The sequence below is a fragment of the Sulfitobacter sp. F26204 genome (genome assembly GCF_026410305.1).
Taxonomy (GTDB): domain Bacteria; phylum Pseudomonadota; class Alphaproteobacteria; order Rhodobacterales; family Rhodobacteraceae; genus Sulfitobacter.
Genome location: NZ_JAPMLQ010000004.1, coordinates 119606 through 137631, shown reverse-complemented (window position 1 = coordinate 137631; position 18026 = coordinate 119606). Strand labels below are relative to the sequence as shown.

The following is an 18026-nucleotide window of genomic DNA, read 5'->3' as shown; positions in this document are numbered from 1 at the left end:
CGATGCAAACGCCTATCCCCTTTTTGTTCATGCGTGGTGGGACATCGCGTGGACCCTATATGAACCGTAATGACCTGCCCGAAGACCTTGAAAAACTCGCCGATGTGTTGATTGCAATCATGGGGTCAGGACATCCGCTCAACATCAACGGGATCGGCGGCGGCGCAGCGGTCACCACCAAGGTGGCCATGCTTTCGCGTTCCGATGATGATTGGGCCGACGTGGACTACTTTTTCGCGCAGGTCAGTGTCGAGGATCGTTTGGTTGATTTCAAACCAACCTGCGGGAATATCCTGACAGGTGTCGGCCCTGCCGCAATCGAGATGGGGCTGGTTGAGGCAAGGGGCAATGAAACAACCGTCAATATCCGGGCGGTCAACACCGGCGCAAAGGTTGTCGCCGTGGTGCAAACCCCAGGCAATAGGGTGAGTTATGAAGGGACGGCAGAGATCGACGGCGTTCCGGGGACATCGGCCCCCGTGGCTTTGCAATTCATGGATACCGTCGGCGGCGTGACCGGGTCCTTTCTGCCGACGGGGAATCTCGTCGATACCATCGACGGGATCGAGGTGACCTGTATGGATGTCGCCATGCCGATGGTCATTGCCCGGGCGGCAAGTTTTGATTTGACGGGATATGAAACCGCCGCTGCGCTGGATGAAAACACAGCCTTTTATGCCCGTATGGAGGCCATCCGCAAACAGGCTGCAGAGCGGATGGGAATGGGCGATGTGTCCAGATCGGTAACGCCGAAGTTCGGGTTACTTGCGCCTTCCACGCAGGGAGGGACAATTGCTGCGCGATATTTCATGCCCTGGAAATGTCATCCCACCATGGCAGTCACCGGTGCTCAATGCCTTGCCTCTTGTGTCCTTGCCCCCGGCACGGTGGCCGACGGGATGGCGGCAATACCCAACGGCACTCCTGCAAAGATCACTTTGGAACACGCCTCGGGCGTGATCGAAGTCTTGGTTGACTACGAAAACACCGCGACCGGCTTCAGCTTGAATGCCGCGGGCTTGGTCCGGACCGCGCGCAAACTGGCTGCGGGCGAAGTCTTTGTGCCTTCCAATATCTGGCGCGGGAATTGACGGGTTCGTAAATTGGTATACAATGGTATACACAACTGAGGGCAATGATCATGACCGAGAACTTCGAAAACTGCATCCTGACTGCCCGGGCGGAATTGCAAGTCGCCCGTCAACGCTTGAATCAGGAAATTTCGGGCTACCCTGCTCCGATCGCCGGATGTGACGTCCAGTTCAACCATCTCTTGGCGGAACGTGAAAGAGTTTGTGGCGCGCTCCAGATCCTTACGCAAAGCATATTTATTCCAACCCCACGAACGCCAACCGCGACTGCGGGCGTAGAAAGCCGATGAAGGTTCATATTCTGGACGACTGGTTTGACACGCTGCGTACATTGAGCTGTTTTTCCAAGCTTGCCGACCATGATGTGACGGTCTGGACTGACCACCAACCTGACCCACAAGCGCTCTCCGGCCGGATTGCAGAGGCCGAGGCATTGGTGCTGTTTCGGGAAAGAACCCGTATTGGCGCCGATCTACTGGCCCGACTTCCGGTCCTCAGATTAATCTCGCAACGCAGCGTATATCCTCATGTGGATGTGGATGCCTGTACCGAAAACGGGGTTCTTTTGTGTTCAAACATGCATCCAGGTGCCCCATCCTATGCGGCTGCCGAACACACGCTTGCGCTTGTTCTCGCCAGCTATCGCCAAATCCCACAACAGGCTGCCTCACTCAAGGCGGGGCACTGGCAATCCGGTGTCGGGCGTACTTTGCGCGGGCGCACTTTGGGCCTGTACGGATATGGCCGGATTGCAGGTGCTGTCGCGCATTATGCAAGAGCATTGGGAATGAATATCCAATGGTGGGCATCCGAACAGGGCCGCCAACGTGCCAAGGCAGCAGGCGAAACGATTGCACCATCGCGGGCGGACTTCTTTGCCACCTCCGACATCGTCAGCCTCCATGTTCGCCTGAAACCAGAAACGCGAGGTATTGTCACTGCGGCTGATCTGGCGGCGCTTCAACCACGTGCATTGTTTGTGAACACATCTCGGTCAGGCCTTGTCGAACCGGGTGCACTGGAAACAGAAATCGCCAAGGGGCGCATTTATGCAGCCGTTGACGTCTTTGACGAAGAACCGCTGACAAATACAGACCACCCGCTGCTGATCCATCCCAATGTACTGGCCACTCCACATATCGGCTATGTCACTGAAGACGAGTTCGATTTGCAATTCTCCGACATATTCGATCAAATCAATGCTTATGCCGAGGGCAAGCCAATCCACATGATAAACCCTACGGTTTGGTCAAAGCGATCTTAACCCTGTTTTACGTGGCAGCTGCGACGAACCCTTCGTCAATCGCGCGCCGCACGAAATCGTCAAGCGCAGCAATGGATGGGTCGTCCCGAGAAGACAGAACCATTGCCTGCCGCACCGAAGCCAGCACCCCCGGCAATATCCTTACTGAAGGATCATCACCGAAAAAATCGACAAGCGATTCCCTGACCCCGGCCACAGCATCACAGCGACCATCGCGGAAATCAGCGAAACTTTCAGGCGGTGTCCCTGCGCGTTCCAGCACTGCATTATTCAGTGTCTTTGAGAGATGCATGTCATAGGCCGAACCCGTCGATGTCAGCACCCGTGTGCCGACGCTATCCACCTCCTCGATAAATTGAAGATCAGTGTCTGCGCGCACAGCATAGGTTGCTTCGATGATGATATAGGGTCGGGTAAAGGCGACCTTTTGCGCCCGTTTTTCGTCAATCGCCAAAAAGGCGACATCCCATCTATCCTGATCTGCATCCGCAAAAACCTTGCCCGCCCCATCGTAGATCACCGGTAACATCGCCACCCCGATTTCTGCCGCCAAACGCTTGGCCAGGGCGGGGCTCACGCCGGTCAAATCCTCTCCATCGACCTGAACCAATGCGCGATTGCCGGTATTTATTGCGATACGCAGAGCACCCTGCCGTGCCAGATCTGCAAGTTTTGATCGCATTTGGACCCTCTCTTTCAGATTAATTTTGGCTTGCACCACCAAAGCAGTGTGCAAAGAGCGGCGCGCCCAGGATGACGACAAAAATCCTTAACACATGATGCGCCACGACAAAGGCCATGTCAGCCCCGACAATCAATGCCAGAACGGTCAATTCAGCCTGCCCACCCGGTGCGAAAGCAAGGAGTGTCTCCATCGCAGGTGCCAGTCCGAGCAAATAAATGATCTCTGCAAATACGACCGTCAAAACAAGTAGTAGGCCGCAAAATCCAAGTCCTGCGATGACAGAGGTGCGCACTTCTGTCATCGTCACTCCGGCGTATTTGGTGCCAACGCTCATTCCGATAAAGAATTGCGCCGCCCAGATCGCTTCGGCCGGTGGACGGAAATGCAGGAAGCCCGACAAGGTTAGGGCTGCGGCCAGGATCAAGGGGCCAAGGATCGAAGCGCCGAACATGCCAACTTGCCGTGCCAGTTGCCAGCCTCCGATCCCGCAAAAGACCATCAAAGCCAATTGTTGCATCGGTATTGATGCGGCGGGTACCCCGGGCGGGTTGCTCAAATCGGCGTCCCATGCCCAGCGTAACAGAAAGGGCAAGGTTACAACGATGACCATGACCCGTGTTGCATGGATAAGGGACAGCGTGCGCACATCCGCACCCGCCTCTTCCCCGAAAAGCACCATGTCCTGGAACCCGCCCGGCATGGCACTGTAATAGCTGGTGGCAAAATCGAATTTCCATATCTTTTGAAAATAGGGAACACCAACCAGACCGATAAACACTACCATTACGGGGATCAGGACAAGGGTTGGCCACATGGTTACCATCGACAACAGTAGCGTCGTGGTAAAAGTTGCCCCCACTGCAACCCCCAGTATGGTGCGCATGCCATTGCTCAACAGGGCATTGCCGCGCATCGGTACCCCGACTAAAGCTGCAAGCAGACAGGCCCCAATCGGCCCCAGTAACCAGGGCAATGGCAAATGCAAAGCATGGAAAATACCAACACCCATACCCGCAACGACCAGTGATGAAAAAAACGGTTTCATGTGCTCATGACTTTTAACCGATGGCGCAAAGAGGTTTGCAAGTGGCTCTCTGCCGCTTCACCGGCACCGGAAACATCACCGATGCGGATCGCCTCAATGATCCGGGCGTGCTGCGCATAGACCGTTTTGATTCGTGCTTCATCAGCCAGCGTCGTTGGTCCCAACAGCATGAGCGCGTTATTCAATGCTCTGGCGGATTCCAACAGAAACCGGTTGCGTGTCGCCAGATAAATGCTGCGATGAAAATCCTGATTAACAGCAGAGGCAGTTGGTACATCGTTTGTTGCCTCTCCGATCCGGGCATTCAGATGCTCCAGCACGTCAATCTCCGCCGGAATTGCATGTTTGGCCGCCATTTCGGCTGCGGTCCGCTCCAGCACGACCCGCATTTCATATAATTCGACCACTTCGGTTTGCGTCAACCTGCGGATCACCGCGCCGATGCGAGCGCGGTGTTCTACAATACCGTCGCTTTCCAACTTGCGCAGGGCTTCGCGAACTGGGGTGCGTGACAAGGACAACTGTGCGGCAACGTCGACTTCGCGCAGACGGTCCCCGGGTTGAAACAGGCCGTCCCGGAGGGCCTTGTGCAGCCGCCGATAGGCCAGTTCACCCTGAGATAAATCTTGCAACTCAGCATTTTCCATTCTACCAATCCAAATTGTATCCACCGGGATACAATACTGCAAACCAAGGGAAAGCCAATGTCTAAAACCGTTATCGTTGTGGGGACAGGAAATGCCGCTCTTTGCGCTGCGATTGCCGCACTGGAGAAAGGTGCCGAGGTCTTGCTCCTGGAAAAAGCAGATGACGCTCTGGCAGGGGGCAACACCAAATACACTGCCGGTGCCATGCGGTTCGCCTATGAGGACAAGAACGACCTGCTGCCTTTGCTGCGCGATGCAAAGGACCCGCGCCTGTCGAACACCGATTTCGGCAGCTATACGGTCGAAAAATTCTCGCAGGATCTGCTTGGCTTCAACGATGGCCGCCCCCTGTCACCCGAACAACAAACCTTGGTCGAACATTCCGGTGAAACCATGAAATGGCTGGCCTCCCATGATGTCACTTTTGAACCGATCTATAGCCGACAAAGTTTCGAAAAGAACGGCCGCCATGTGTTTTGGGGGGGGCTGACGCTGTCAGCCCAGAACGAGGGCGTCGGGTTGTTTGACATGGAACTGGCCGCGGTCAAGCGCATGGGCGGCAAATTGCGATACAACAGTGCGGTTACCGAACTGCTCTGCGATGGCGAAACCGTTATCGGTGTGAAAGTAGATACCGAAGTCATCCTTGCGGATGCCGTCATCCTTGCTTCCGGTGGTTTTGAGGCAAGCGAGGAATTGCGGGTCAAGCATATGGGCCCGAACTGGAAAGCCGCGAAGGTACGTGGAACCCCGCACAACACCGGCGACGGGCTGCGCATGGCCATAATGGCGGGCGCCGCCGAATATGGTCTGTACGAGGGATGTCATGCGACACCAATGGACCTCTATATGGCGGATTTTGGCGGACTTGACCTGCCGCCAGGCGAACGCAAGAACTATCGCAAAATATCATATTTCCTTGGCGTGATGTTGAATGCTGAAGGCGCGCGTTTCGTCGACGAAGGTGCGAATTTCCGAAATTATACCTATGCGCAATACGGTGCTGCGATCCTGGAACAACCCGGACAATTCGCCTGGCAGATCTTTGACAGCAAGGTCTTTGATCTTCTCTATGCTGAATACCGCTTTCATGATGCACATTTTATCGAGGCAGCCACCCTTGAGGAACTGACCGCACGCATGGAAGGCGTTGATGCGTCCGCCGCCCTGGAAACACTGCGTGCGTACAACGCTTCGGTGGATGACAGCGTTGCATTTGACCCCACTATACTGGATGGAAAGGGGACCAGAGGACTTGCTTTGCCAAAATCCCATTGGGCACAGAAACTCGACGCTGGCCCCTTTCGCGCCTTCCCGGTCACCGGTGGAATTACCTTTACTTATGGCGGTTTGAAAGTGAACGAAAATGGCAACGTCCTTTCGCACAAGGGTGACCCGATCAAAGGTCTCTTCGCCTGTGGGGAACTGGTGGGCGGTGTCTTCTTCGCCGGTTATCCCGGAGGCTCCGGTCTGACTTCCGGTGCTGTATTTGGTCGCCGTGCCGGTCATGGTGCCGCTGCGACGCAAGCTGATTGATTTTGACGATCGCCAAGCTGCCAGCCAGACACCGCTGCTGTTTCAGTGACACATCCGGTTGCAACGCATCATAACGCCGGCAAAAAGCAAGCAGTTCGACCACACTCAACCCCGGTATGGGATCTCCAAAAACAATGACATTTCTGAAAGCTGAGCCGACTTTGCTGCTGGTTTCCGGCAACCGATAACAAAACGATCAAAGCCCGGAATACAAATTCCGGGCTTTGATCAAATTGGCGTTTTTTTTGGTTGCGGGAGTAGGATTTGAACCTACGACCTTCAGGTTATGAGCCTGACGAGCTACCGGGCTGCTCCATCCCGCGCCAAGTCCGGGTGATATACGAGCAAGTGCCAGGGACCACAAGAGCAAAATCCCTTCGTTTCACCGAAAGACTGCCTTGACCCCTCGTCATACAACTGAGGACAGTATTGGAACGGGTTTTCCAATTACTACGGGATCTGTTTCACCATAGTTGTCTCAGGTTGCGGGGCTATTTGGCATCGCACCCGGCACAGCTGCGCGGGGGTTTGCGCCTGCCCGAGTCGAGCATCAAGGCTCACGCCCTAGCAAAGCCACCGGGAGCGATCACAAATATCTCGAAAAACGGATGCAATCGCTTAAGGTTGCTATCATGCCGTCAATCTTTTCTGAAACATCGCAATCCAGAGGTCCGGTCAATGCTGAAAGCCATTTCAAGACAACTCCGTGAACACACCGCCAAGGTGATTGTCCCATTGGGAATCTCAGCAGCGATCTTGACGGGTGAGGCTTTGTTGCTTCATCACGCGCAGGCCTCGGACGCTACCGAAGGATCGACGGTAACGCTCTCGCGCCCCACGCTTATTCGTTTGATCCGACAAGAATTGCAACGCACGGGATGTCTTGTTGATGTTGGTGCCGCAGGCTGGGGAAAACCCGAGCGACGGGCGGCTGAGGACTTTTTGACAATGACGGACAAAGAAGCACAAACCGGCAAGCCGACTGCTCGTTTATTGATGCTCCTTGCCAATGCAGCCGAAAATGTTTGCGACAAAGACGCCAGTGAAGGCACTTCAAAATGTTTCACCTACGACGGTGCTGAATATTGTGATTAACACCACGTGGATGAGGGTAATCGTCAGTAGACCCGCATCCGCAGGTTGATGCGAATATCACCGTGCCCGCGAATGGTATAGGATGTGCGGTCGCGCCCCTTTGTGCGCCCGGCAACATAATACACCAGCAACACGCTGAGCTTCTTTCCCTTGCAGCGTCCGTTCTGTTGCGTGAATTTTCGGCGCACTGCCCGGTAACTGCCCAACTTCGGCGGCGTGTTGATGATCAGACGCGGATAGCCGCGATCCTTGCAGGTCTTTTCATCATAGTTCAGCCACTGAAATTCCATTTCCTCGCCAACGGCGACGCGTCGGTCCCAGTTGCGGGTATTCTGTGCATCGGCTGCATGGACATCTGTCATCATCAACAGGGCAGCAAGTCCAAACACCACCGATGCGTTAAAACGAGCGTTGCGAATTTTCATGAATTGCCCCCCAAAGCATCAGATGAAATTTAGAACTCAGAGCAATATCCCAGTGATTTGTTTATCGACTCCCGGACATTCCCGCTGTTAGGCTTGCGTCATCTTGATCAAAAGTCAAATGACGAATGGATTGTGTCGATGGTAGGGTTGAGCGGCTATGCGCGCTTGCTGGCTTCTTTTGTCATGGCTGTGCTGTTGTTCAGCGTTGCGCGACCTGTGCACGCGGACCGGGTAGCACTTGTTGTTGGCAATTCTCAATATCGAAACACCCAACCGCTTGCCAATCCGCGCAACGACGCCGAAGCCATCGCCGCTAAACTGCGCGAACTGGATTTTGAAGTTTTTGATGGCTACGACCTTACCCGCACGGGATTTGAGGATCTGATCCGCGACTTTGCGCGGCACGCGCAAGACGCCGATGCCGCCGCTTTCTATTATGCAGGTCACGGGCTGGAGGTCGGGAGTGTCAACTATCTGGTCCCTGTTGATGCAAACATCCGCGATGAAGCAGATCTGAAATTCGAGACGATCAACCTGAACGATATCCTGGGCTTCATGGAGCGTGAACAACGCACCAATCTGGTCTTTCTCGATGCTTGCCGTGACAACCCGATTGCGCGCAACCTTTCCCTGAATATGGGGACGCGGTCGGTTGCTGTCGGGCGCGGATTGGCCCCCATTGACACGGGAGTTGGCACATTGATTGCCTATTCGACCCAACCGGGAAATGTCGCTCTGGACGGTGAGGGGCGCCACAGTCCGTTCACCGCGGCATTGCTGGATCACATGGCAACGCCTGATCTGGATGTCGAGATCATGATGCGAAGTGTCCGGCGCGATGTGATGCAAGAAACCGGTGGGCAACAGGTGCCCTGGAGCAGTTCATCGCTCACCGGCAGTTTTATTTTCCGCCCGCTGCCGCCGAAAGAGACAACTGCCCCGGTTCCGAAACCATCCCCAACACCTGAGGTCGTCGTTGCGCCCGCACCCGAAACCGTTGTCCTGCCAGCCCCGGTGACAGAACCAGTCCCGTCGACGGCCGGACAAACAGTGCCAAGGGCACAATTGCCGCAAATGGAAAGCGCCAGCAGTCCCGACACCTCAATGTCAGAGCGCGAACTGGTATTGAAATCACAGGCAGCGCTAAACCGTCTGGGCTGTGATGCCGGAAACGAAGACGGCATTTGGGGGCGCAAAAGCCGAGATGCCCTGGCGCGCCTGGTGAAACACGCCCCCACTACGATTGAGGCAACACAGGAGCCTTCCGTGCCTCTCTTGCGTCAAATGGAGAGGTTGAGCGGAAAGATTTGTCCATTGGTGTGCCAGGTTACAGAGCACAAGGTTAACGATGCCTGCGTACGAAAAACATGCCCTGCCGGTCAGCGTCTTTCCTCAAAAGGGTTATGCTATTCTCCTCCGGTTGCCAAAACCCAAAGACGGTCGACCTCGAAACCCTCATCCAGTTGTTTTACCCTGAATGGTTCTACCTATTGCCAATGATCCAGAGGCGGTTCGCTTCAAGCATTAACCGCATCATGGGGAAATGGGCACAGGGTGAAGCGCGATGAACATCCGGTCCTTTGAGGTGGGGTAAGTCTTCAGATCGAGATCACTTGCAATAACACACGTTCGCGCGCCTATGGGCGGCGCGCAGCAATTCATGCGCGTGCAATTTCGGTGAGCCAAGGGCATCTGCTGAATGTCGCGGCAATGGCCCCAGGAGGCTGGCCAACAAGTTTCGTACATCTTTCGACACAAGGTATCGGCCTTACCGCAACAAGTGCCACAATATAGTCAGCATAGGTGCCAGAGGCATCCTCGCTCACTTCGGGTTTTCGGAAATATCCCAGAACCTTTGAAGCGTGTCCAAGACCTCCTGGAGATCCGACGAACAGTTGGGTTTCACGATATAGCCATTGGCATGTTGTTCATAGGCAAGGCCCACGTCTTCTTTACTGTTTGAGGTAGTAAAGACAAAAACGCGCGCATCCTTGATACCCTCAGTGGTGCGCAGCGTCTTCAAGAATTCGTGCCCGTTCATCCGCGGCATGTTGATGTCCAACAAGATTACAAAGGGTGTCGGCAACGGTTGGTCCTCGAGCCCCTCCGTCAAGAGCTGCAGCGCCTCCACACCGTCCCTCGCGCGCACGAGGGAATTGGTGGCGCCCATTTTCTTGAGTCCGCGTTTGAGGATTTCGGCAGAAATGTCGTCATCCTCAACCAACAAAATATTCATCGCTTGTTTCATGTCATGCCACCCATTCCATACCCGGCGAAAGCGCGGGCTTTTCAGGTAAAGGCCAATCAAAACCGAATGTCGCCCCTGCCCCAGGGGACGACATCAGATTGATCGTGCCGCCGTGTTGTTCGACCGTCTTTTTTACGATTGAAAGGCCAATACCCGTGCTTTCAGGCGCTCCAGGTAAACGGAGGGTTTGAAACACTTCAAATATCCTCTTGTGAAACTCCTGAGCGATGCCCGGGCCATTATCCTTAACCGTGACCTGGCATCGCTCCCCGGCATGGGCGATTGTGACGATTATTCTGAGTTCCTCTGCGCCATCGTGATATTTGATCGCATTACCGACAAGGTTTTCGACAACTCGCCGGAAACCAAGTGGGTCCGCATCAATGGTTTCCACGTCACTTATCAAAACCAATTGACCCGGCTCCAACCCGAAATCGAGCGATAAGGCTGTAAACAACTTGTCAGGATTGATTGGTTTGCTCTTGATGATACCGCCATCCACCCGAGAGTATTCCATTATTCCCTGGGTAAGATCGTTCATCCGGCCCACCCTGTCATGAATGCGCGTCAGGTTGATCGGAACATCCGGATTGGCCAAATCTGAGGCAAGGTAATCTTCGAGATCCTCCTCGATCATTTCGGTCAAACAGCCAATCCCGCGGATTGGAGTCTTGAGGTCATGTGAGGCGATATAGGCGAACCGTTCCAATTCGTCATTTTTGACCGAAAGTTCGGCATTGGCCTGCTTCAATTTCTTTGAGCTTTCGCGCAGGTCGGCCGTTACATCATCCGCATAGCGAACCGCCTGAGAGTTTGCCCATGACATTTGAATAAAAAGCAGCACGATAAGGGCTTCAACAAAGAGCCCACCAACAAGAATGAGGGTCGGCTTGGACAGATCGTGGTTCTGCCGAAATGTACGGTCTGTGCGGATGTCCAGCAACCAAGTTCTGCCATAGAGGTTCAATGGGATCTCTTCCCTGAACATTGGCGACGGATCCAGCACAGGATCGTCTGCACTATGTTCGTCGTAAATCAGCTCATCCTCGTCTATGATGCTGAACCTGACCTGACGCAACTCCTTGGCCAGCAACCCTTCCATCAGGCGGTGAACGACAAAGGGCGCATAGACAGTACCCAAAAAGCGATCGCGCCGGCGTTCGATGTCTGGTTGTTTGCCCCCCCGATAGACCGGCGCAAAAAACAGAAAACCAGCGGTCCGGTCCGCATCCTGAACCAGTGTTATCGGCCCGGTGATTTGCGCCGTGCCCCGATCCCTGGCAGCAAGGGCGGCTGAGCGCCGGTTGTGTTCATGGGCCAGATCCAGCCCGATTGCCGCGGCATTTTCCTCTTCCGGTTCAATATATGTGATCGGCATGAAAATCGGATATTCATGCATCGGGTGGGTGCGAAACGCCGGTCGAAACTGACGTTGTTCTGCAAGAAAACGATGAAAGGTTTTTGTCGTGTGAAAATGTGTTACGCCGATGCCGTTGATGCCTGGATACCGCTCTTCAATCCGCAGGGTTCGGGCAAAGGTTTTCCACCCACCATGAGATATGTCGCCGCCATGGGATTCGAGTGCGGCAACGCCGGCCCACAACGCATCTTCGTATTTGTTCATACGCTCAACGATCAAACCCAATACATGATCTCGCGCCGCGGTGAAAACCTGCTGTGTCTGGTTCTCGACCTGACGTTTCGAGTATTGCCAGGCCGACACCGTAACAATCAGAGAAATCACCAACACGATGATATGATACAGCTTCAATTGCCCTTCCTGCTGAGAAGGCTTGTCATGGGTGTCGACCATCAGTCGCTCCAGAATGGCGTTTCGCGCAGCTTATGGGGCAAACTAGTTAATACATCATAGATGCCTGCCATTCTCATTCAGCCGCAGGCGTAGCGGCGTTTTTCCTTTCTCCACCGCCCTGGGAGTGTCAGGAAAAATAGCACTTGCATCAAAACGCAGTTGATCTTGAACGATCAAGCGTGCTTCATGCTCAATACTACCTTGGCAATAAAGGCATTGCGCGCTGCTGCTTGGGGAGCGGAGCCATCTGCTCACCAACCTGAATTTGGGTTGGTCAAAATGCGCAACTGGCTCCATTCATCATCAGGCGGCGCGCCGCCAAAGCCAGAGGTCTGACATGCTTCACAACGACAAACTTGAACAATGGGATCGGGATAACTTTTTTCACCCCTCCACCCATCTCGCAGAATTCGCACGTGGAAATCTACCCCAGCGCATCATAACTGGTGCCTCAGGGTGCCATATTCAGGACCGCGACGGCAACCGTTTGCTGGATGCATTTGCGGGGCTTTACTGTGTAAATGTTGGCTATGGCCGCCCCGAAATCGCAGAGGCCATCGCGGATCAGGCGCGGGAGCTGGCCTATTATCATTCCTACGTCGGGCATGGCACAGAAGCGTCAATTACGCTGGCAAAAATGGTGCTCGACCGTGCGCCCGATCACATGTCCAAAGTGTATTTCGGTCAGTCCGGCTCGGATGCGAACGAAACCAACATCAAGCTGATCTGGTACTATAACAACATCCTCGGACGCCCAGCCAAAAAGAAGATCATCTCGCGGTGGCGTGGCTATCATGGGTCTGGGTTGATGACGGGATCCCTTACGGGTCTGGAACTGTTTCACAAGAAATTCGACCTGCCACTGACGCAAGTGCTGCATACCGTGGCGCCCGATTATTTCCGTCGTGCTGATCTGAATCAAAGCGAAGCCGAATTCGTGGCGCATTGCGTGTCCGAACTCGAGACCATGATCCAGCGCGAGGGAGCAGATACAATCGCTGCATTCATCGGCGAACCGGTGCTTGGCACCGGTGGCATCGTACCTCCCCCCAAGGGGTATTGGCCCGCGATCCAAGCTGTGTTGGATCGCCATGACATTCTGCTGGTCGCGGATGAGGTCGTCACCGGATTTGGCCGCCTTGGAACGATGTTCGGCTCGGATCACTACGGCATGCGACCTGATCTGATCACCATCGCCAAAGGGCTGACATCCGCCTATGCGCCGCTGTCCGGGTCCATCGTTTCTGAAAAGATGTGGGCGGTGTTGGAGCAAGGGACCGACGAAAACGGTCCCATTGGCCATGGCTGGACCTATTCAGCCCACCCCATCGGGGCCGCTGCTGGTGTGGCGAACCTGGCCCTTATCGACAGCCTGGGTTTGGTAGAAAATGCGGGCGCGGTCGGGACCTATCTGAATGCAGCAATGAGCAGCGCCTTTGCCGATCATCCCCACGTCGCAGATATACGCGGCGAAGGCATGCTCTGCGCCGTCGAATTCGTGGCAGATAGAGACGGACGCCGTTTCTTCGATGCTGCCGACAAGATCGGGCCACAAATCGCCGCCAGGATGCTGGAACAAAACAACGTTATCGCACGGGCGATGCCCCAGGGTGACATCCTGGGCTTTGCGCCGCCTTTTTGCCTGACGCGCTCGGAAGCGGATCACGTGGTGACGGCGACGCAACAAGCCGTGGCATCGGTTCTAGGGTAATGATTTCTGAAAGGGCGATTTGATGGCTGTACACAATGCTGCATTCGAGATTTCGGAATATGACCGGCGCATCGCCAAGACCCGCACCGCAATGACGGAGGCGGGATTGGACGCGCTGTTTGTTACCGATCCGTCAAATCAAGCCTGGCTGACCGGATATGACGGATGGTCCTTTTATGTTCATCAGGGCGTAATCTTGACCCAGGAAGGCGATCCCATCTGGTGGGGCCGTCACATGGATATGATGGGAGGACGTCGCACCTGCTGGATGCAGCAGGAGAATATCGTCGGCTACGGTGATCAATTTGTGCAATCGACCAAGATCCACCCAATGCAGGACCTGGCCGCTCAGTTCAAGGCGCGCGGTCTTGAAGGTGCACGGATCGGTGTAGAGATGGAGAATTACTATTATTCTGCCAAAGCCCATGCCATTCTGACCGAAGAACTCCCACAGGCAGATATTATCGACGCAACCGCCTTGGTGAACTGGCAACGTCTGGTCAAATCGGCCGCTGAAATTGAATTCATTCGCAAGGCCGCCCGCATATCAGAAAAGGTGATCGGGGTCGCACTGGAACGTGCAGCACCAGGGGTGCGCAAAAACGATCTGGTTGCAGACATCATGCATGCCGGTGTCACGGGTGTCGGGGATGACTGGGGCGACTACCCTGCCATTATACCGTTGACGCCTTCGGGATTGGATGCAACGGCTGCCCATCTGACGTGGGACGGCACGCCGATGCGAACGGGTGAGGCGACCTTTTTTGAATTGTCCGGATGTTACCGACGGTACCACGCGCCGGTTTGTCGTACCATTTACCTGGGGACACCCCCGGATGAAATGCGCCGTGCCGAAGAAGCACAGATCGAAGGCATCGCAGCGGGCCTTGAAATGGCACGCGCGGGCAACCGAACCTGCGACATCGCGCAAGCGTTCATGCAGGTAATGGCCAGGCACGGAATCGAACGATCAGGCCGCATGGGCTATCCTATCGGTCTCAGCTATCCGCCCGACTGGGGCGAACGAACCGCTTCTATCCGCACTGAGGACGAGACCGTTCTTGAGGCAGGCATGACTTTTCATTTCATGCCGGCGCTCTGGATGGATACCTGGGGATTGGAGACCACCGAAACGATACTGATCAGATCGGAAGGCCCTGCCGAAACTCTTTGCGACATTGAACGCAAACTGTTTGTAAAAGGTTGAGGTGGTGATCGAACAGACCAAGCGCATCCTGTCGGACCTGATTGCCTTTCCCACGGTTTCTGCCGATAGCAACCTCGAGATGATCGCCTATCTTGCCAGCCGGCTGCAGGACTGTGGTGCCCAGGTCGACATTCTTGCAGACGAAAGCGGTAAAAAGGCCAATCTTTTTGCAACACTGGGACCGCTCTGCGATGGCGGCATCGTCTTATCAGGCCATAGCGATGTAGTGCCTGTCACCGATCAGGACTGGGCCAGCGATCCGTTTGCATTGCTTGAGCGAAACGGCCGTCTCTACGGGCGCGGGAGCTGCGACATGAAAGGCTTTATCGCGGCAACCCTCGCGATGGCCCCCGTTTTCGCCCAGCGCATCCGCAACAGACCCCTGCATTTTGCTTTTACCTACGATGAGGAAACAGGATGTTTCGGTGCAAGCCACCTTGCCCGTACCCTGATCGAGAGAGCGCTCAAACCGTCCCTTGCCATCATCGGTGAACCGACAAGCATGGGCATTGTTGAAGGGCACAAGGGTTGCCATGAATACAGTACCCGATTTCAAGGGTTGGAAGGTCACGGTTCATCACCGGACCTTGGCGTCAATGCTGTCGAATATGCTGTGCGCTATGTCAGCCGGTTGATGGAACTGCGGGATCATCTAAAAACCATGGCCCCAGAAAACAGCCGCTTTGATCCGCCCTGCACCACCTTGAACATCGGCGCGTTGAATGGTGGCACGGTCCACAACGTCATAGCTTCGAAAGCGCAGGTTGACTGGGAAATGCGACCGGTGCAGGCCGGGGATGCCGAGTTCGTCAAGGAGGCGATGAAAACCTATTGCAACGACGTACTTTTGCCCGCAATGCACGCCGTTCATCCATCCGCTTCGATCGAAACCGAGGTCATCGGCGAAGTGGCCGGCCTGACACCTACTGACAATAACGAAGCCCTGCGCATTGTTGCCGGTCTGACAGGTGCCAATAGCGCGTCTGTCGTGCCTTTCGGCACCGAAGCGGGCATATTTCAGGCAATTGGCATGGATGTCGTGGTCTGTGGACCCGGCTCAATCGACCAGGCTCATAAGGCAGATGAATATCTGGAGATCGATCAGCTTGCCCAATGCCTCACCATGTTGGACAGGCTTGGCACGGAACTGTCCGATCACTCCGGGTGCTGAAGCCTGGCAAGGCGAAGTCACAAGTATTGCGTATCATGACACCCCGCACGTCGTGACCAAACCAATATAAGCCTGGCCCAGCGCATCTTCAGGTATCTACCTGCCTTCCACCGCAAGGCAGACGTTGGAAATGAAGAAGGTTGACGCCAGCAACAAAGCCGCCTGTGATGAGGAGGTGCCCCACCGTGGCTTATCAGCGTTTCCAACCAAGCGGTGAACCAAGCATCTTGTGCCGCGACTGTGCAAAAACGCTTGAAAGGAACTCGATGGCTCTCTCATCAGTTTGTTCCCAGATGGGCTTGGCTTTGATGAAGGGGGTTGGCGTGACAGGTGAATTGAACGGCAGGTCGCAAACGCCTTTGATGCTGCAGGTACTTGGTAAAACGACATTTGATCGCCGGTTTGGCAACCAGCGAAATGGAGGCATGATTTCATGAACAAACCAAACAGTGATCTCCCAAGGGAAAGCCCGTTCTTCGAAAGCGAAGTCAATTGCTGGAGGGTCGAGAAAGCGAAAAAATTCGCGGTTATCATTGATGGCGCCGATTATTTTCTGAATTTGAGAAAGGTCATTGCAGACTGTCAGCACCAATTGCTTCTGATCGGTTGGGATTTCGATTTCGAGATCGAGATGCTGCCCGGCGAAAGCGACGATGACGGCTTGGCTCCAGATGGATTGCCAAACCAAATGGGTGCCTTTCTAGAAGCCGTGATTGAGCTCAAGCCGCAACTGCAAATGTATCTGCTAAAATGGAACGGAGCCGTTGTCGTCGCTCCGGGAAGACTGCTGCCCTCTGTCGCGCTCAGCGTCTTTGGCAGTGATCGCATTCACTTTGCCCTGGATGGCCACCATCCCTTTGGCGCGTGCCATCATCAGAAGATTGTCGTCGCCGATGATAGCTTTGCGTTTTGCGGCGGGATTGATGCAACCGAAAACAGGTGGGATACATCCGAACACCTTCCGGATGACCCACGACGGGTTTGCAAAGATGGTTCTCCGGCAAAACCTTGGCACGATGTCACATCAGCGATGACCGGAGCGGCCGCATCAGCGCTGTCCGATCTGTCACGTAAAAGATGGGAGCGCGCCACAGGCGAGCAGCTGGAGCGGCCGCCTGTACCGGATCGCCCGATTTGGCCAGAAGGATTGGATACCTGCGGGCGCAATCTGGAAATCGCCATTGCCCGCACAGAGCCCCCCTATGGGGATCGGCGTCTCGTGAACGAAATAGAGAATTTGTTTCTCGACAGCATCAAATCGGCGAAAGACGTAATTTATATTGAGTCTCAATATTTTACGGCGAAATCAATTTGCGATGCCCTGTCTGCGCGGCTGGAAGAGAAATGTGGGCCGGAGGTCATCGTCATTAACCCCAAGGCCGCGCAGTCCGATTTTGAAAATGACGCCATGCATGTCCTGCGCAACAGAATGATTGAAAAACTTCAGAGCGTCGATCATCAAGACAGGTTTCGGATTTATTATCCTGTAAACGCCGCACAGGAACCCATCTACGTCCATGCAAAAATCATGATCGTAGACCAGACGGTTATCCACCTGGGGTCGAGTAACATCAACGACCGGTCCATGGGGTTTGACACGGAATGTAACGTGGCGTTGAAGGGCGAGAATGATTTGATCTCGCATACACGGTCAAGGCTGCTCGCCGAACATTTGGGGGTTGGGATCGACCACTTTGATCAAACCCTGAAAAGACACGCATCCCTCATCGCAACCATTGATGAGTTGAACAGCGAAACAGAAAGAGGTCTGCGCAGCATCAAAAAGCGACCTGAAAACCTGCGCGGAAAGATTCTGGCCAAAACCCGAATGATGGATCAACGCTATACCCCCAGAGAGGTTTCTACAGCGGGAAAGGGCATGCGCCCGCGGCATGTGGCCCTGATCGGCACCGCTGTCGCTATCGGCCTATTGGGATGGCAAGCATGGAAATGGCGACGCGGCAATCCTCGCCAATAGGATGCGTCGGCTTTACCCTGTCTGAACGCCTTTACCGTCTGGCAAGAACACTCAACATCAATCGCCATATCAGAAGTGATGCGTGCTCAGCCAAATGCGAATTCTTTGTA

General features: G+C 54.7%; 17 protein-coding genes and 1 tRNA gene. 10 read left to right on the top strand and 8 right to left on the bottom strand.

Translation table 11 applies throughout. The annotated features are described in order from the left end of the window. Nucleotides 1-2: 2 nt before the first annotated feature. Genes OS190_RS11985 through OS190_RS11975 form a run of 3 tightly spaced genes read left to right on the top strand, consistent with a single transcriptional unit; the run spans nt 3 to nt 2355 of the window. The gene (locus OS190_RS11985; protein WP_267158944.1) at nt 3-1091 is read left to right on the top strand and encodes a 4-oxalomesaconate tautomerase; all 1089 of its coding nucleotides are present in this window, start codon (nt 3-5) and stop codon (nt 1089-1091) included. 50 nt (nt 1092-1141) lie between these two features. Continuing rightward, nucleotides 1142-1381: a hypothetical protein gene (locus tag OS190_RS11980; protein WP_267158943.1), complete on the top strand. Its 240-nt coding sequence runs from the start codon at nt 1142-1144 to the stop codon at nt 1379-1381. Beyond that, a complete protein-coding gene (locus OS190_RS11975; protein ID WP_267158942.1) occupies nt 1378-2355 on the top strand; it encodes a D-2-hydroxyacid dehydrogenase family protein in 978 nt (325 codons plus the stop codon). Before OS190_RS11980 ends, OS190_RS11975 begins: the two co-directional genes overlap by 4 nt. A gap of 7 nt (nt 2356-2362) precedes the next feature. Here the strand turns inward: OS190_RS11975 and OS190_RS11970 are convergent, their stop codons facing one another. The 3 genes from OS190_RS11970 to OS190_RS11960 are packed head-to-tail and all read right to left on the bottom strand — an operon-like array spanning nt 2363 to nt 4732. Then, complete coding sequence (locus tag OS190_RS11970) at nt 2363-3037, bottom strand: transporter substrate-binding domain-containing protein (RefSeq protein ID WP_267158941.1); 675 nt, start codon at nt 3035-3037, stop codon at nt 2363-2365. Between the two features lie 19 nt (nt 3038-3056). Beyond that, nucleotides 3057-4085 (bottom strand): AbrB family transcriptional regulator, encoded by a 1029-nt coding sequence (locus tag OS190_RS11965; RefSeq protein WP_267158940.1) that lies wholly within the window; start codon nt 4083-4085, stop codon nt 3057-3059. Beyond that, nucleotides 4082-4732, bottom strand: a complete 651-nt coding sequence (locus tag OS190_RS11960) for a GntR family transcriptional regulator (protein ID WP_267158939.1) — start codon at nt 4730-4732, stop codon at nt 4082-4084. Before OS190_RS11960 ends, OS190_RS11965 begins: the two co-directional genes overlap by 4 nt. Before the next feature lie 57 nt (nt 4733-4789). On the opposite strand from OS190_RS11960, the gene tcuA reads away from it, so the two are divergent. Further along, entirely contained in the window at nt 4790-6268 is a 1479-nt protein-coding gene (tcuA, locus tag OS190_RS11955; RefSeq protein WP_267158938.1) for an FAD-dependent tricarballylate dehydrogenase TcuA, read from the top strand. 246 nt (nt 6269-6514) lie between these two features. On the opposite strand, the gene OS190_RS11950 is transcribed toward tcuA, so the two are convergent. Further along, nucleotides 6515-6591 (bottom strand) — tRNA-Met (locus OS190_RS11950). A gap of 106 nt (nt 6592-6697) precedes the next feature. Here OS190_RS11950 and OS190_RS11945 point away from each other — a divergent pair. Beyond that, the gene (locus OS190_RS11945; RefSeq protein WP_267158937.1) at nt 6698-7363 is read left to right on the top strand and encodes a hypothetical protein; all 666 of its coding nucleotides are present in this window, start codon (nt 6698-6700) and stop codon (nt 7361-7363) included. 23 nt (nt 7364-7386) lie between these two features. Here the strand turns inward: OS190_RS11945 and OS190_RS11940 are convergent, their stop codons facing one another. Beyond that, entirely contained in the window at nt 7387-7788 is a 402-nt protein-coding gene (locus OS190_RS11940; protein WP_267158936.1) for a hypothetical protein, read from the bottom strand. Nucleotides 7789-7926: 138 nt separating this feature from the next. On the opposite strand from OS190_RS11940, the gene OS190_RS11935 reads away from it, so the two are divergent. After that, the gene (locus OS190_RS11935; RefSeq protein WP_267158935.1) at nt 7927-9288 is read left to right on the top strand and encodes a caspase family protein; all 1362 of its coding nucleotides are present in this window, start codon (nt 7927-7929) and stop codon (nt 9286-9288) included. A gap of 322 nt (nt 9289-9610) precedes the next feature. Here the strand turns inward: OS190_RS11935 and OS190_RS11930 are convergent, their stop codons facing one another. Further along, nucleotides 9611-10024, bottom strand: coding sequence for a response regulator (locus OS190_RS11930; protein ID WP_267158934.1), 414 nt, complete (start codon nt 10022-10024; stop codon nt 9611-9613). A gap of 13 nt (nt 10025-10037) precedes the next feature. After that, entirely contained in the window at nt 10038-11849 is a 1812-nt protein-coding gene (locus OS190_RS11925; RefSeq protein ID WP_267158933.1) for a CHASE domain-containing protein, read from the bottom strand. Nucleotides 11850-12186: 337 nt separating this feature from the next. Between OS190_RS11925 and OS190_RS11920 the strand changes: the two genes are divergently transcribed. Genes OS190_RS11920 through argE form a run of 3 tightly spaced genes read left to right on the top strand, consistent with a single transcriptional unit; the run spans nt 12187 to nt 15938 of the window. Then, nucleotides 12187-13560 carry an aspartate aminotransferase family protein gene (locus tag OS190_RS11920; RefSeq protein WP_267158932.1) on the top strand — a complete coding sequence of 458 codons (1374 nt, stop codon included), beginning with the start codon at nt 12187-12189 and terminating at the stop codon, nt 13558-13560. A gap of 22 nt (nt 13561-13582) precedes the next feature. After that, nucleotides 13583-14767: a M24 family metallopeptidase gene (locus tag OS190_RS11915; RefSeq protein WP_267158931.1), complete on the top strand. Its 1185-nt coding sequence runs from the start codon at nt 13583-13585 to the stop codon at nt 14765-14767. Nucleotides 14768-14771: 4 nt separating this feature from the next. Then, nucleotides 14772-15938, top strand: coding sequence for an acetylornithine deacetylase (argE, locus tag OS190_RS11910; protein ID WP_267158930.1), 1167 nt, complete (start codon nt 14772-14774; stop codon nt 15936-15938). A 193-nt stretch (nt 15939-16131) separates the two neighbouring features. Here the strand turns inward: argE and OS190_RS11905 are convergent, their stop codons facing one another. Then, the gene (locus OS190_RS11905) at nt 16132-16626 is read right to left on the bottom strand and encodes a hypothetical protein (RefSeq protein WP_267158929.1); all 495 of its coding nucleotides are present in this window, start codon (nt 16624-16626) and stop codon (nt 16132-16134) included. Between OS190_RS11905 and OS190_RS11900 the strand changes: the two genes are divergently transcribed. After that, nucleotides 16627-17916 carry a phospholipase D-like domain-containing protein gene (locus OS190_RS11900; RefSeq protein ID WP_267158928.1) on the top strand — a complete coding sequence of 430 codons (1290 nt, stop codon included), beginning with the start codon at nt 16627-16629 and terminating at the stop codon, nt 17914-17916. It abuts the gene before it with no gap. Nucleotides 17917-18026 lie beyond the last annotated feature (110 nt).

Bases quoted from the DNA above. Each gene is read 5' to 3' on its own strand.
- OS190_RS11985 (WP_267158944.1), top strand. From the start codon at position 3: ATGCAAACGCCTATCCCCTTTTTGTTCATGCGTGGTGGGACATCGCGT.
- OS190_RS11980 (WP_267158943.1), top strand. From the start codon at position 1,142: ATGACCGAGAACTTCGAAAACTGCATCCTGACTGCCCGGGCGGAATTG.
- OS190_RS11975 (WP_267158942.1), top strand. From the start codon at position 1,378: ATGAAGGTTCATATTCTGGACGACTGGTTTGACACGCTGCGTACATTG.
- OS190_RS11970 (WP_267158941.1), bottom strand. From the start codon at position 3,037: ATGCGATCAAAACTTGCAGATCTGGCACGGCAGGGTGCTCTGCGTATC.
- OS190_RS11965 (WP_267158940.1), bottom strand. From the start codon at position 4,085: ATGAAACCGTTTTTTTCATCACTGGTCGTTGCGGGTATGGGTGTTGGT.
- OS190_RS11960 (WP_267158939.1), bottom strand. From the start codon at position 4,732: ATGGAAAATGCTGAGTTGCAAGATTTATCTCAGGGTGAACTGGCCTAT.
- tcuA (WP_267158938.1), top strand. From the start codon at position 4,790: ATGTCTAAAACCGTTATCGTTGTGGGGACAGGAAATGCCGCTCTTTGC.
- OS190_RS11940 (WP_267158936.1), bottom strand. From the start codon at position 7,788: ATGAAAATTCGCAACGCTCGTTTTAACGCATCGGTGGTGTTTGGACTT.
- OS190_RS11935 (WP_267158935.1), top strand. From the start codon at position 7,927: ATGGTAGGGTTGAGCGGCTATGCGCGCTTGCTGGCTTCTTTTGTCATG.
- OS190_RS11930 (WP_267158934.1), bottom strand. From the start codon at position 10,024: ATGAATATTTTGTTGGTTGAGGATGACGACATTTCTGCCGAAATCCTC.
- OS190_RS11925 (WP_267158933.1), bottom strand. From the start codon at position 11,849: ATGGTCGACACCCATGACAAGCCTTCTCAGCAGGAAGGGCAATTGAAG.
- OS190_RS11920 (WP_267158932.1), top strand. From the start codon at position 12,187: ATGCTTCACAACGACAAACTTGAACAATGGGATCGGGATAACTTTTTT.
- OS190_RS11915 (WP_267158931.1), top strand. From the start codon at position 13,583: ATGGCTGTACACAATGCTGCATTCGAGATTTCGGAATATGACCGGCGC.
- OS190_RS11900 (WP_267158928.1), top strand. From the start codon at position 16,627: ATGGGTGCCTTTCTAGAAGCCGTGATTGAGCTCAAGCCGCAACTGCAA.